This window comes from Breoghania sp. (assembly GCF_030066895.1).
Taxonomy (GTDB): Bacteria; Pseudomonadota; Alphaproteobacteria; order Rhizobiales; family Stappiaceae; genus Breoghania.
In genome coordinates, this window is sequence record NZ_JASJAV010000008.1 from 129037 (window position 1) to 141623 (window position 12587).

Genomic DNA, 12587 nt, shown 5'->3' on the forward strand with positions numbered 1-12587 from the left:
GTCGCCGCAACTTCATTGCCGACGACAAGCTTCCCTATACGACCGCAACGGGCCGGATGTACGACACCGGCGCCTTTTCCGTTCATCTGGATGCGGCGCTCGACGAGGCCGACTGGGCGGGCTTCGAGGCCCGGGCGCAGGAAGCGGGCGAGCGCGGCAAATATCGTGGCATCGGCATGTCGACCTATATCGAGGCCTGCGCCTTCGCGGGTTCGGAAGAGGTAAACATGCGGCTCGATGAAAAGGGCCGTGTGACGCTTCTGATCGGCACGCAGACCAACGGGCAGGGCCACGCCACGGCCTACGGCCAGGTGGCGGCGGAGATCCTCGGGCTCGATATGGATGGCATCGACGTGGTGCAGGGCGACAGCGACTTTATCGCCACCGGCGGCGGAACGGGCGGGTCGCGCTCCATCCCGCTCGGGCTCCCTTCCGTCGATACCGCCTCGCGCATCCTGTCGGACAAGATCAAGGCGCTGGCGGCCGATCTTCTGGAAGCCGGGGCGGAGGATCTGGAACTCGATGGCGGCAGCGTGCGCGTGGTCGGCACGGACAAGTCGGTCAGCTTCGCGGAGGTCGCGACCCATGCGGGCGATCCGCAGGATCTGGCATCCCAGGCGCGCATCGAGCAAACGGAAGCGACCTATCAGAACAGAACGCATATCTGCGAGGTGGAGATCGATCCGGAGACGGGGGTGAGCGAGATTGTGCGCTACACGATCGTCGACGATTTCGGCGTCACCGTGAACCCGCTGCTGCTGGCCGGTCAGGTTCACGGCGGGATCGTTCAGGCGATCGGACAGGCGCTGATGGAGAACACCGTCTACGACGAGGACGGCCAGCTTCTGAGCGCGTCGTTTCTGGACTACGCCATGCCGCGCGCCGGGGACGTGCCGTGGTTCGATTTCCGCCCATCATGAATGCGCTCGGCATCAAGGGAGCCGGGGCCGGGGAGGCCGGCACGATCGGCGGATGCGGCGCGGTGATGAATGCGGTGGGCGATGCGTTGCGCCGTGGTGCGGGCGTGGCGCATATCGATATGTCCGCAACACCGGACCGGGTGTGGCGGGCCATTCAGGCGGCGCAAACCTGAGAGCCGGGCGGCGAGAGCGCGGGCAAAAGTGGCGCTCTCGGGATAAGAGACAAATTGCCTCGGAGGACATGCAAAGGGTGATTTTTTGCTTACGCGGTAATTTAACAGCAAGACCGGTTGTACTAGGGTTGTTGCTCCAACTCTGGCGTTTCGGGTCCGAATTTCCCGCGCCGACACCCGAGAGCCACGGCAACTGTGGCCTGAAAGCAGTTATCCTACATGTCTTTCGGTGCGTCTCCGACGCCAGTTTACGAAACGGTTCGCCGGCCGATGACCGGCATCTCCCTCAAGGTTCTCTCCACCATCACGTTCACGTTGATGTCGGCGATTATCAAGCTGATCATTGACGAGATTCCAACCGGCGAAGTCGTGTTCGCGCGTAATTTCCTGGGCATGATCCCGGTGTTCGTGATGATGGCGGCGCAAGGCCAGCTTCCCGTTGCGATCAAGACGCGACGGCCGCTCGGCCACTTCCTGCGCGCCATTATCGGCGTGACGGCCATGTCCCTCAATTTCGCCGCGCTCGCCTTCATCCCGCTACCGGATGCGACCGCGATCGGCTATGCCGCACCGCTGCTGACGGTGGTGATGGCGGTTTTCATCCTGAAGGAGATTGTCGGCGTCTATCGCTGGAGCGCGGTCGGGGTGGGGTTCGTCGGCGTGGTCATCATTCTGGCGCCGAACCTCGGCTCTAGCCAACTCGATCAGGAAACCGCAATCGGTGCCAGCCTGGCGCTGACAGCCACCCTGTTCATGGCGGGTGCGGCGATCATCGTCCGCAAGCTGATTACTTCGGAGCGCTCGGCGACCATCGTTTTGTGGTTCTCCGCCTCGTCCTCGGTTCTGGCCCTGACGACCATTCCGCTCGAAGCCATCTGGCCGAGCCAGACGTGGGTCATGCCGGAGGGCTGGCAGTGGGGCATGATCGTGGCGACCGGGCTCTTGGGCGGGCTCGGGCAGATCCTGATGACGACGAGCTATCGCTTCGCCGATGCCTCCACCATCGCGCCGTTCGACTACACGACGATCATCTGGGCAACCGCGCTCGGCTGGGTGATGTTCGATGAGGTGCCTGGGCCGACGGTGATCGCCGGTGCGGCGGTCGTGATCGCGGCAGGACTTTTCGTGCTCTACCGCGAACAGCATCTCGGCATCGACCGCACCCGCTCCCGGTGTGCCTCCACGCCCAGCAAATCTTAGGGCGAGCGAGATGAGGTGCGGAGCGGGAGCGTTCAGGCGAGCGCGATCAGAACGCCTTGAAGGTGAGCATCGTCTTCGTGTCGACGATGTTGGTGATGGAGTGAACCTTCTGGTTCACGAACTGGCCGATATCGATGTCGTTCTCCACGTAGAACTTTGCAAGCAGATCGTAGTCGCCCGCCGTGGAATAGATTTCCGAGGCGATTTCGGCGTCTGCCAGCTCGTTGGCAACCTCGTAGGACTTGCTGAGCTTGCATTTGATGAGGACAAAGAAGGGGACCATGGATGTCTCCCGAAAAGGGTGAAAGCTGAATCGCCCCAATCAAACGGATTGGACGGCCTGGGGCAAGTTCGGTGTGCAACGACGAACAGCGCTTTACCGTCGCTCTTGTCACGGCTGGTCGTTCCTACTAGGTGTTAATTCATCCAATGGAGGTGCCCTACAAGGGCTTAGAGGCTTCGTGCCAACCCCTCGAACCTGAATCGGATTATGCCGGCGGAGGGAATTGGAATGACTGAATCCATCAGCGCCGGATGTCGCCGGCCCCGACCTTCCCCCAAAATGCACCGCGCTTCCGTGCGGCCAGGTTGTCTGCTTGCCCGGAGTGTGTCGTCAGATGAGCGTATCCCGGAAGGTATCGGTTTTGCTTGAAACTGCGTGTGTCCTGCAGCGGCTGCGCACCATAAGGCCGCGTGTTCATTGCATCACCGGCGCTTTGACGCAGTCTGCGACCTCCGGCATCCTGCGAGCGCTCGGCCCCGTACCCTCCATGAGCACCAGCGCAAGCGATGCATCCGCCTTCGTGGAAGTGGTGGATGCGCTGTTCGTCGATCTCGATGTGCTGGATGAGAGCGGCATCGACGCTCTCGATGACGTGGTCAAGGCGGCGAATCAGATCCGCGTGCCTTGGGTGCTGGATCCCTCGATGACCGATCGTTCGCCCGCGCAGCGCGATGCGGCCCTGCGCCTGCTTGAGCGACGTCCGAGCGTGGTTCGCGTCAACGTTACGGAATTGCTGGCGCTTCTGCCTGAGAAGCAATCGATCGCCGGGTTTGCCCGAGACCGCGACATCACGGTCGCGTTGAGCGGTGTCGTGGATACGGTTAGCGACGGGAGGCGTCAGTTCATGCTCGAAAACGGGCACGAGATGATGGGGCTGACGACCGGGCTCGGCGCGGCGATGACGGCGGTGATCGCTGCTGCTTGCGTGGTGGAGCGTGCGCCTCTGGTCGCTGCGGCGACGGGGCTGTCCCTCGTCAATATCGCGGGCGAGATCGCAGCCGGGCAGGCGCACGGCCCGAAGAGCTTTTCAATTGCGATTCTGGATGCGCTGCATGCTGTGAGCGAGAGGGACGTGAAGCGCCGGATCAAGGCGAACGAAGAATGCCTGAAGGCGGTGGATCTCGCCGTCCCGGGGCGGGAAACCACAAGGGAGCTGACAGCGACATGACGTCGATTGCGGTAACGATAGCCGGATCGGATTCCGGCGGTGGGGCGGGGATACAGGCCGATCTCAAGACATTTTCGGCGCTGGGCGTATACGGGGCGAGCGTCATTGCGGCGCTAACCGCGCAGAATACGCGTGGTGTCACCGGTATCCACGATGTTCCCTCGGATTTCGTTACCGCGCAGATCGATGCCGTCTATTCCGATCTCAAGGTGGATGCCACCAAGATCGGCATGCTGTCGCGTATCGACACGATCGAGGCTGTGGCCTCCGGACTGGAGCGCTGGGACGTGAAGAACGTCGTGCTCGATCCGGTCATGGTTGCGACTTCCGGCGATCATCTGATCGTCGACGATGCGGTCAGTTTTCTGGTGGAACGGCTCTTTCTTCTGGCAGATTTCATCACGCCGAACCTGCGTGAAGCGGCGCGCATCCTTGATGCGCCGGTCGCCGAGACGCGCGAGACGATGCGCGATCAGGCGCTCAAGCTGAAGGCGATGGGCCCCGGTGCGGTGCTCCTGAAGGGTGGGCACGGTATGGGCGGGGAGAGCGCCGATCTTCTGCTCGATAAGGCGGGGGAGCACTGGTACGAGGCCGCCCGCATCGCCACGAACAACACCCACGGCACCGGCTGCACATTGTCCTCCGCGATTGCGGCCGGGTGCGCGCGCGGTCTGTCGCTCAGCGAGGCGGTGGGGTTCGGCAAAGACTATGTGACGGCGGCCATCGCGGCGGCCGACACGCTGCATATCGGCCAAGGACACGGGCCGGTGCATCATTTCCATGCATTCTGGAAGGAAACGACATGAATCGGCAGACGGTTTCCCGACGCCAGGCCCTGACACTCGGTGCGGCAGGTGGCGTCGCGGCGGCCGCGGGGCTTGCAAGCCCCGCAATCGCGCAATCGACGATCACGTGGAAGATGGCGACCTCCTGGCCGAAGGATTTGCCGGGGCCGGGCGTTTCCGCACGGCGGATCGCGGAAGCCATCGGTACCTTGAGCGGCGGGCGGTTGACGGTCGATCTCTATGCCGCCGGTGAGCTGGTGCCTTCGCTGGAAGTCTTCGATGCGGTCGCGGGCGGGACGATCGAGCTCGGCCACTCCGCCTCGTTCCTCTGGCAGGGCAAGATGTCCGCCGCCCCGTTCTTCACGGCCGTCCCCTTCGGCTTCACGCCGCTTGAGCATTCCTGCTGGATCGAGCGCGGCGGCGGGCAGGAGGTATGGGATGCACTTTACGAACCCTTCGGCGTCAAGCCCTTCATGGGAAGGCAATACCGGCTTCCAGATGGGCGTCTGGTACAAGCGCGAGATCAAATCCGCCTCGGATCTCAAGGGTCTGAAGATCCACATGCCGGGATTTGGCGGCGAGGTCATGCGGCGGCTCGGCGCGACGCCGGTCTCTCTCCCGCCCTCGGAAATCCTGACCGCACTGCAGTCCGGCGTGATCGATGCGACCGAGTTCCTCGGGCCGTCCTCCGATCTCGCCATGGGATTCCATCAGGTCACCAAGCTCTACTATGCGCCGGGCTGGCATGAGTCGAACGGCACCGGCGAGGCGCTGGTGAATGCGGCCGCTCTTGCCCGTCTGCCGGAGGATCTGCGCGCCATCGTCGTGCATGCCATCCGCGCGGAAAATGCGCTTGGGCTGGCGGAAGGCGAATGGATGAACGCCTACCAGCTTCGCACGCTGACCGAGGAGCACGGCGTCAAGCTCAAGCAATTCCCCGAAGATGCGTTGCTCGCGGAATTCGAGGACAAGGGCGGTGTGGATGCGGAAGTCTATCGCAGCTTCAAGGCAGCCTGCGCAATCATGCAGCCGTGGAGTCGGACGAACGAGGTGCTGTTCCTGAACGCAAGGGTCTGACCGGGAGATCTGCGTTAAAGGGCGCGAGCCGTCTGTCGTGCTCGCTTCTTGTCGTCATTTCCTCCGCCGTCATGACCGGTTTCGTCCGGGCAATCCATCAGGTCACCGAGTACGCGGACCGATATGGATCCCCCGGATCTCGCCGGGGGATGATGACTGAAAGGTCGGGGATAATTGGGAAAGGGACGGGCGACCCGAGATGCCGCCCGCCCGGGAAAATCTGCGCCAAGCCAATGGCGCGCTTACGCGCCTTCCGCCACCACCTTCTGGTGTTGCTCGCCGAGCCCCTCGACGCCCAGCCGCATCTCGTCGCCGGGTTTGAGGTAGACCTGCGGCTTCTTTCCCATGCCGACACCCGGAGGGGTACCGGTGGTGACCACGTCGCCCGGTTCCAGCGCCATCATCGTGGAGATGAAGGACAGGCATTTGGCGACCGAGAAGATCATGGTCGCGGTGGTGCCGGTCTGCATGCGCGTGCCGTTCAGATCCAGGAACATGTCGAGTTTCTGCGGATCGGCGATCTCCTCGGGCGTAACCAGCCAGGGGCCGAGCGGGCCGAAGGTCGGGGCGCTTTTGCCCTTGATACACTGGCCCGTGCCTTCCGTCTGCCACTTGCGTTCGGAAACGTCGTTGCAGACCGTATAGCCCGACACGTAGGACAGCGCGTCCGCCTCGCTCACCTGCCACATGCGCTTGCCGATGACGGCGGCAAGCTCCACTTCCCAGTCCGTCTTTTCAGCACCCGGCGGCAGGATAACGTCGTCATCGGGCCCCGACAAACAACTCGGCGCCTTGGAGAACACGATCGGTTCTGCCGAGATCGGCATTCCGGCTTCGGCTGCGTGGTCGGCGTAGTTGAGGCCGATGGCGAGGAAATGGCTGACGCGCGCCAGCGGCGAGCCGAGGCGGGTTCCCGCGGGGGCAAGGGGCAGCGTTTCCGGATCTCTATTGTCTTGAGACGCTTCACGGCGTCGAGGCCGATGCTGTCGCCCGCAAAGTCCGGCGTGTGTGCGGAGAGATCGCGAACGGCGCCGTTTGCATCGAGCAGTCCCGGTTTTTCCGAGCCGATGGCTTCGAAGCGGACGAGTTTCATGGACGTTTCCCCAATTCGTCGTGGTGTTGTGAAGGTGCGCGATCATGGTCGCTGGCTTGAGCGGATTTAAGGGAAAGCATTGCGTTCGATGTCCCACGAGGCGACGATTCGAGGCATGTTTCCGGGCTTGGCCGCGCCATTCGCGGCGATCGACAGGAACGGGCGGGCAAACGCGCCACAGAACTGTCACGATTCAGCAACATTGGGAAGAAAATGTGGCGATGTGGCGATGTGGCGATGTGGCGATGGTGACGGTCATCATTGTGAATGTTTTGTGTGCACAAAAAGTGTGCAATCGTCACGTTGTTCAGCTGAATATCTCCCTTTTGGCAGTGCAAAGCCCCATTTGACGCACCGTTTCCGAATGGCCGCCACGGTGCAGTGCAAAAAAGCCGTCGAATTGTTCTTCTCACTGTTCTTGGCCGTGCCCGCGTTATAGGGCGTGCGGCTGTTGTCAGTACTTATCCGGTGTCGCTACCGTCCTCGCAAATAAGGGTAATCGAATAGCGAATTACGGGCTGTCGAGGCAGTATTGGGGAACGGATGACGCTCATATTGAACAAAAAGCACCTTCTTCTCACGGTTTCCGTGGCGGTTCTCGCTACAGGCGCGAGCCAGGCCTTTGCGGGCGACTTCGCGCTCCGCGAACAGAGCGCCTACTACCAGGGATCGTTGTTTGCCGGTAACGCAGCGGGCGGGGACTCCGTTTCCTCGATTTTCTGGAACCCGGCCACGGTCACCAACACGATTGGGCTCGTCTCTGAATCGCACCATTCACTGATCGTTCCCGAAGCGGTGATCACGCCGGATGCAACGACAGCGGCGACATGGACAACGACGCCTGGATCCCGGCCAGCTACACCTGCTACCAGATCGATGAAAGCTGGTATCTGGGTCTTGCGATCAACAGCCAGTTCGGCCTGGCGACCAAGGCTGGACCGGACTGGTCGGGCCAGACCTTCGCGCGAACCTCGGAAGTGTTCTCGGTCAACGTCAATCCGATGGTCGGCTACAAGTTCAACGACATGCTCTCCGTCGCGCTGAGCATGCAGTTTCAGTATATCGATATCCGCCTGACCTCCGCGACGGGCTTGCCGGCTGGGTCCGGTACTGCGGGTTTGACCGGTGACGATATCGGGTTCGGCCTGACGGCGGGTGTTCTCTTCACGCCGATGGAAGGCACCGAATATCGATCTCGGCTATCGCTCCGCCATCTTTCATGATCTTGACGGCAACTTCAGTACCCCGACCGCGATCGGGCTGCTGCCTGCCGGCACCTACGATATCTCGGCGAACATGGCGACGCCGGACATGCTCATCCTGTCCGCCAAGCAGCGCATCACCGACACTTTCCGGATCATGGGCACGATCGAGTGGACCAACTGGAGCCGTCTTAAGGAACCCGCCGTGCTGCTGGATTCCGGCACGCAGCTCAGGACCCTGCCGTTCAACTACGAGGACAGCTGGTTCTTCGTGGTTGGTGCCGAGTATGACTGGAACGAGAAGTTGACGGTGCGCGCCGGTGCCGCCTATGAGATGCCGCCGAGGACATCCGGTCGCTGCGTTTGTCGGATGACGACCGCATCTGGCTGAGCGCCGGTCTCTCCTACAAGACGATGGAAAACCTGTCGGTGGATCTCGCCTATTCGCATCTGTTCTCCGCCAACGATACGAAGGTGAACATAGATCCGAACTATCAGGACTATAACGGCGTGTTCACCTATAGTGGCAGCGTGGACTCCTCGGTCAACATCGTGTCGGCCGCGGTTCGCTACACCTGGTAAGACGGTTATCCGCATCGATCATGAAAAAGGCTGGCGGGAAACGCCGGCCTTTTTTGATATCTGCCTCAGTTCCTCGTCCGAGGAGCCTCAGAACGCGGCCGGGTAGAGCCTGCCGTCGAGCAGGATGTTCTGCCCCGTCATGTATCCGGCGTGGACGAAGCACAGGAAGGCGCAGGTCTGGCCGAATTCCTCCGCCGTGCCGAAGCACCTGGCCGGAATTTTCTCAGCCTGTGCGGCGCGTACCGCTTCCATTGTCTGTCCGGTCTGGGTCACGGCGCGCTCGAACCCGCCCTTCAGGCGGTCGGTATCCATCTTGCCGGGAAGCAGGTTGTTGATGGTCACGCCGCTGCCCGCGACCTGACGGCAGACGCCGGCGAGAAAGGCCGTCAGCCCGGCGCGTGCGCCGCTTGAAAGGTCCAGCCCTCGATCGGCATGCGCACCGACATGGAGGTGATGTTGACGATACGCCCGAAACCGCGCTCCGCCATGCCGTCGACAACCGCCTGGATCAACTCGATCGGCGTGATTATGTTCTGGACAACGCCTGCGGCCATCGCCTTGCGGTCGAGTTCGCGGAAGTCCTGGCGGGGCGGGCCGCCGTTATTGTTGACGAGAATGTCCGACCCCGGGCAGGCGGCCAGCAGCGCGCGCTGAACGCCGGGATCGGACACGTCGCCGACGACCGGAATCACCGTGGCGCCGTTGTTTCCGGCAATGGTCGCCGCGCTTTCCTTGAGAGCCAGGCCATTTAGGCCGTTGACCACGATCTCGCATCCCGTCTGGGCTAGGGCTTCCGCACAACCGCGCCCCAATCCCCTTGTTGGAGGAGCAAACGATCGCCTTGCGTCCGGCAATACCTAGATCCATGTCGCGTTTCCCAATCCTTGAAGAATTCGTGCCTATCTTCCTATCGCATATTTCACGATGGTTGAAACACTATGGAGCCACTACCGGTACTGTGCGCGAGCGCGGTCGGCGGCCAAGAACAAAAGGGCAAGAAACGGGTAACTGTCACAATAGTGAGACGTGAATCGCCAATAACAGCCATACTTTCGCAATGGAGAGCGGAACATGAACGCCCCGACGGAGCCGCAACACTACCGGGCCCTGTTTCTGTCCGACATCCACCTTGGAACGCGTGGCTGTCAGGCGGGGTTGCTGCTCGATTTCTTGCGCGTGCACGATGCCGAGACTGTCTATCTGGTCGGCGATATCGTCGACGGCTGGCGCCTGCGCAAGGGCTGGCACTGGCCGCAGGAACACAATAACGTCGTGCAGAAGCTGCTGCGTAAGGCGCGCAAGGGGGCACGCATCGTCTACGTGTCCGGCAATCACGATGAATTCCTGCGTGATTATCTCGGCACCAATTTCGGCGGTGTGGAGGTGATGGACAGTTGCCTGCACGAAACGGCGGTCGGAGAAAAGTTCCTCGTCATTCACGGCGACCAGTTCGACGTGGTCGTGCGCCATGCCAAATGGCTAGCCTTCCTGGGCGACTGGGCCTATGTCACCGCGCTCAACGTCAACACGGGCGTAACGCCGTCCGCCGCAAGCTCGGCTTTCACTACTGGTCGCTGTCGGCTTGGGCCAAGCTCAAGGTCAAGAACGCGGTCAATTTCATCGGCCGGTTCGAGGAGACGCTGGCGGACGAGGCGCGCAGGCGCGGGGCGGGCATGTGCCGGGCGGGAACGCCGGTACAGCTCGCCCATCATCAGGCGGTTGCATAAAATCTCTAGGGTCGCTTTAATGAGTTCTCGATGGTCTCGGTGGGGAACTCATATAGGCGAATGGCATCGTGTCGGCTCTGTAATTGTCTAAAGGGGATTATTTTCAGAACCCGGGTGAGCCGAGTGTCTTAGTTCTATGCAATATCGTTTAAAACGTTTTCCTGTTTAAAAGAAATCCCGGTTGTCGGATGGGGCGTCTGGTTCGTTCTGTGTGCATTCAATTCGTTTATTGGGGCTATATCCCCGCGATCTTGACGGAATATTATGGAATCTCCAAAGGGGCAGATACTAATCAGATATATCTCTTCGACGATATCCATAATATCTTTCTATATGCGGTAGTCTGCCCGCTATATGTATCGGCTGCAATATTTATATTCGTAAATTCTGTTTATACGTGGTCATCACTGCATGAATATGTAGATGAGATCTCCGAGAATAAGAGAAAAATATCGCCCATTCGCTTGGTTGGGACCATTTTGTTCATTCTCGTTGCCGCCTTGATGTTCACGACCAATTACATCGGAGATCTGACCGACCCGAAGACGACGCAGGAATTGTATTGGTTTGTGAATCAGTCCAGCGACGACCAACGATTCATAACGAACGTCGGAGCATAATATCTCATACTGAATGCAATGCTTCTTACTGTCACCTTGATCGCAATCGTCTGTTTTGTATCGGTCTCGATTGAGATGATCGCGATCGGGAATAACGTTAGTAGAACTAAGTGCGGTGAGGGAGAAATTTCTTCTATAATAAGAGAAAAATTCCTCATTTATTCTGAAATTTATGTGATGGCAAAGTTTCTAGCGTCGATGTGTATCGTAAATATCTATGTTTAGCAAGCATCCACTGCAGGGAATTTTTTAACGTAAATTTTACTATTATTACTATCTGCTTCATCGGCATATTATTTTTTCTTTTCCTCGTCTATATGTTGAGTGGAGATCTTTTGAATATTGGGTTCTTTCTAGCGAAGCAGAGAAAGTCAAATTTCTATCGGGTGTTGGGTACAAGGATCCTCGCCCCGCGGGGCATCGCGTATTTATCTATTTACTTGATTTATTTTTTATTTCGAGTTTTATCTTCGAAGTGACTACAAATTTCATCGGGAAAGATCGTATTTCAAATATTAAAATCTTGTTTTATATTTCATTAAAATTGTCATTTCAGCGAGATAATAGCTTCGCCACTTGAAACGGTGAGTGGCGAATCTCATGAAGAGAATTCTATTCTGAAGTGATACCTGGTCGCCGCAAGTCAACGGTGTTGCGAAAACATCACTGATCCACGTTGCGGAGTTGGAAAAGATCGGAATGGAAGTTCGCGTTGTCGAACCCTCGCAATTTTTCACTGTTCCGTGTCCGGGATACAGCGAGATACGCCTGTCGCTTCTGAGGTCGTCTCACATGAGGCGGATAATCGATGAGTTCAAGCCGGATTGGGTTCATTTCAATACGGAAGGCCCGATTGGGATGGCGGCAAGTGTCGCATGCCGGAAGCTCGGAATTGGGTTCACGACCAGCTTCAGAACGAGGTTCCCCGAGTATATCAATGCGCGTCTGCCTATTCCGGCGGACTGGATCCATCCGTTTGTCCGCTGCTTTCACAACGGTGGGCGTGATGCATGGTCCCGACCGAAAGTCTTCTGAAAGATCTCCAGAAGAGGGGCTTTCATCGTCTTTCGATCTGGTCGCGCGGTGTCGATCACGAGCTTTTCCATCCATGCGACGAGGTGCTGGAGGTCTTGTGCGATCTGCCTCGGCCGATCTTTCTGCATGTGGGCCGGGTGGCGGTGGAGAAGAACATCAAGGCTTTCCTTGGCCTCGATCTGCCGGGATCGAAGGTTGTGGTGGGGGGCGGGCCGCAGCTTGAGGACCTGAAGCGGAACTATCCGGACGTGCACTTCACGGGTGCGAAGTTCGGTGAGGAACTGGCGGCCCATTATGCGGCCGGCGACGTCTTCGTCTTTCCCAGCTTGACCGACACGTTCGGTAACGTGGTGCTGGAAGTGTTGGCAAGCGGCGTGCCGGTGGCCGCCTTTCCCGTGACCGGGTCGCTCGATATTCTGGGTGGAACCGGTGCGGGCGTTCTGGACGAGGATCTCGGCCAGGCGGCACTCAAGGCGCTGGGTATCGACCGCACACGGTGCGGCGAGGTGGCGCTTGAGTATACATTGGCCAAGGCTGCGCGGCAGTTTCTCGACAATATCCTGGAAGCCAAAGGGGTGGCTGAGCGCAAGGCGGCGGAGTAGGGCGCGCATCCTGCGCTCAATCGCGATGTTTGCTCGCAGGCCGGGCGGCTGCTACGCTGATTGACGTCAGTCTGCTTCGATCGGAACTCAGGGCGCGTACTCCGTGTGCCGCGCGGATGG

At 59.6% G+C, this 12587-nt stretch carries 12 protein-coding genes, 4 pseudogenes and 1 riboswitch; of the genes and pseudogenes, 13 read left to right on the forward strand and 3 right to left on the reverse strand.

Annotated features, from left to right (window positions below; all coding sequences use genetic code 11):
- Window positions 1-56: 56 nt before the first annotated feature.
- The 3 genes from QNJ43_RS27035 to QNJ43_RS10690 all read left to right on the forward strand — a co-directional run bounded on the left by QNJ43_RS27035 (window position 57) and on the right by QNJ43_RS10690 (window position 2293).
- Window positions 57-920, forward strand: coding sequence for a molybdopterin cofactor-binding domain-containing protein (locus tag QNJ43_RS27035; RefSeq protein ID WP_346432940.1), 864 nt, complete (start codon window positions 57-59; stop codon window positions 918-920).
- Window positions 896-1093: a hypothetical protein gene (locus tag QNJ43_RS27040; protein WP_346432932.1), complete on the forward strand. Its 198-nt coding sequence runs from the start codon at window positions 896-898 to the stop codon at window positions 1091-1093. The genes QNJ43_RS27035 and QNJ43_RS27040 overlap by 25 nt, the downstream gene beginning before the upstream one ends.
- Before the next feature lie 270 nt (window positions 1094-1363).
- Window positions 1364-2293 (forward strand): DMT family transporter, encoded by a 930-nt coding sequence (locus QNJ43_RS10690; RefSeq protein ID WP_300469824.1) that lies wholly within the window; start codon window positions 1364-1366, stop codon window positions 2291-2293.
- Window positions 2294-2339: 46 nt separating this feature from the next.
- Here QNJ43_RS10690 and QNJ43_RS10695 read toward each other — a convergent pair whose 3' ends face one another.
- Window positions 2340-2576, reverse strand: a complete 237-nt coding sequence (locus tag QNJ43_RS10695) for an Lrp/AsnC ligand binding domain-containing protein (protein WP_300469826.1) — start codon at window positions 2574-2576, stop codon at window positions 2340-2342.
- Between the two features lie 138 nt (window positions 2577-2714).
- A riboswitch (TPP riboswitch) is annotated at window positions 2715-2815 on the forward strand.
- 95 nt (window positions 2816-2910) lie between these two features.
- Here QNJ43_RS10695 and QNJ43_RS10700 point away from each other — a divergent pair.
- The 4 genes and pseudogenes from QNJ43_RS10700 to QNJ43_RS10715 all read left to right on the forward strand — a co-directional run bounded on the left by QNJ43_RS10700 (window position 2911) and on the right by QNJ43_RS10715 (window position 5606).
- A complete protein-coding gene (locus QNJ43_RS10700) occupies window positions 2911-3744 on the forward strand; it encodes a hydroxyethylthiazole kinase (protein WP_300469827.1) in 834 nt (277 codons plus the stop codon).
- Window positions 3741-4550: a bifunctional hydroxymethylpyrimidine kinase/phosphomethylpyrimidine kinase gene (gene thiD / locus QNJ43_RS10705; RefSeq protein WP_300469828.1), complete on the forward strand. Its 810-nt coding sequence runs from the start codon at window positions 3741-3743 to the stop codon at window positions 4548-4550. The genes QNJ43_RS10700 and thiD overlap by 4 nt, the downstream gene beginning before the upstream one ends.
- A 113-nt stretch (window positions 4551-4663) precedes the next feature.
- Window positions 4664-4909: pseudogene (locus QNJ43_RS10710) on the forward strand (ABC transporter substrate-binding protein); the annotation flags it as partial.
- Window positions 4910-4967: 58 nt separating this feature from the next.
- Window positions 4968-5606 carry a hypothetical protein gene (locus QNJ43_RS10715; protein WP_300469831.1) on the forward strand — a complete coding sequence of 213 codons (639 nt, stop codon included), beginning with the start codon at window positions 4968-4970 and terminating at the stop codon, window positions 5604-5606.
- 242 nt (window positions 5607-5848) lie between these two features.
- Here the strand turns inward: QNJ43_RS10715 and QNJ43_RS10720 are convergent.
- Window positions 5849-6699, reverse strand: a pseudogene (locus QNJ43_RS10720) (fumarylacetoacetate hydrolase family protein).
- 827 nt (window positions 6700-7526) lie between these two features.
- Between QNJ43_RS10720 and QNJ43_RS10725 the strand changes: the two are divergent.
- From QNJ43_RS10725 to QNJ43_RS10735, 3 genes are read left to right on the forward strand one after another with little or no spacing between them, the layout of a single operon-like run.
- On the forward strand, window positions 7527-7922 hold the full coding sequence (locus tag QNJ43_RS10725; RefSeq protein ID WP_300469833.1) for an outer membrane protein transport protein: 396 nt from the start codon (window positions 7527-7529) through the stop codon (window positions 7920-7922).
- The gene (locus tag QNJ43_RS10730) at window positions 7855-8292 is read left to right on the forward strand and encodes an outer membrane protein transport protein (protein ID WP_300469836.1); all 438 of its coding nucleotides are present in this window, start codon (window positions 7855-7857) and stop codon (window positions 8290-8292) included. The genes QNJ43_RS10725 and QNJ43_RS10730 overlap by 68 nt, the downstream gene beginning before the upstream one ends.
- Entirely contained in the window at window positions 8265-8483 is a 219-nt protein-coding gene (locus QNJ43_RS10735) for an outer membrane protein transport protein (protein ID WP_300469838.1), read from the forward strand. Before QNJ43_RS10730 ends, QNJ43_RS10735 begins: the two co-directional genes overlap by 28 nt.
- Window positions 8484-8570: 87 nt before the next feature.
- Here the strand turns inward: QNJ43_RS10735 and QNJ43_RS10740 are convergent.
- Window positions 8571-9350, reverse strand: a pseudogene (locus tag QNJ43_RS10740) (SDR family oxidoreductase).
- A gap of 204 nt (window positions 9351-9554) precedes the next feature.
- On the opposite strand from QNJ43_RS10740, the pseudogene QNJ43_RS10745 reads away from it, so the two are divergent.
- The 3 genes and pseudogenes from QNJ43_RS10745 to QNJ43_RS27050 all read left to right on the forward strand — a co-directional run.
- Window positions 9555-10153, forward strand: a pseudogene (locus tag QNJ43_RS10745) (UDP-2,3-diacylglucosamine diphosphatase); the annotation flags it as partial.
- A 1376-nt stretch (window positions 10154-11529) separates the two neighbouring features.
- Window positions 11530-11865 carry a glycosyltransferase gene (locus QNJ43_RS27045; protein ID WP_346432933.1) on the forward strand — a complete coding sequence of 112 codons (336 nt, stop codon included), beginning with the start codon at window positions 11530-11532 and terminating at the stop codon, window positions 11863-11865.
- Window positions 11841-12467, forward strand: a complete 627-nt coding sequence (locus QNJ43_RS27050) for a glycosyltransferase (RefSeq protein WP_346432934.1) — start codon at window positions 11841-11843, stop codon at window positions 12465-12467. Before QNJ43_RS27045 ends, QNJ43_RS27050 begins: the two co-directional genes overlap by 25 nt.
- Window positions 12468-12587: the final 120 nt, after the last annotated feature.

Coding starts and splice junctions, on each gene's coding strand:
- QNJ43_RS27035 (WP_346432940.1), top strand. CDS start 57: ATGTACGACACCGGCGCCTTTTCCGTTCATCTGGATGCGGCGCTCGAC.
- QNJ43_RS10690 (WP_300469824.1), top strand. CDS start 1,364: ATGACCGGCATCTCCCTCAAGGTTCTCTCCACCATCACGTTCACGTTG.
- QNJ43_RS10695 (WP_300469826.1), bottom strand. CDS start 2,576: ATGGTCCCCTTCTTTGTCCTCATCAAATGCAAGCTCAGCAAGTCCTAC.
- QNJ43_RS10700 (WP_300469827.1), top strand. CDS start 2,911: ATGAGCGTATCCCGGAAGGTATCGGTTTTGCTTGAAACTGCGTGTGTC.
- thiD (WP_300469828.1), top strand. CDS start 3,741: ATGACGTCGATTGCGGTAACGATAGCCGGATCGGATTCCGGCGGTGGG.
- QNJ43_RS10715 (WP_300469831.1), top strand. CDS start 4,968: ATGCACTTTACGAACCCTTCGGCGTCAAGCCCTTCATGGGAAGGCAAT.
- QNJ43_RS10725 (WP_300469833.1), top strand. CDS start 7,527: ATGGACAACGACGCCTGGATCCCGGCCAGCTACACCTGCTACCAGATC.
- QNJ43_RS27045 (WP_346432933.1), top strand. CDS start 11,530: ATGGAAGTTCGCGTTGTCGAACCCTCGCAATTTTTCACTGTTCCGTGT.
- QNJ43_RS27050 (WP_346432934.1), top strand. CDS start 11,841: ATGGTCCCGACCGAAAGTCTTCTGAAAGATCTCCAGAAGAGGGGCTTT.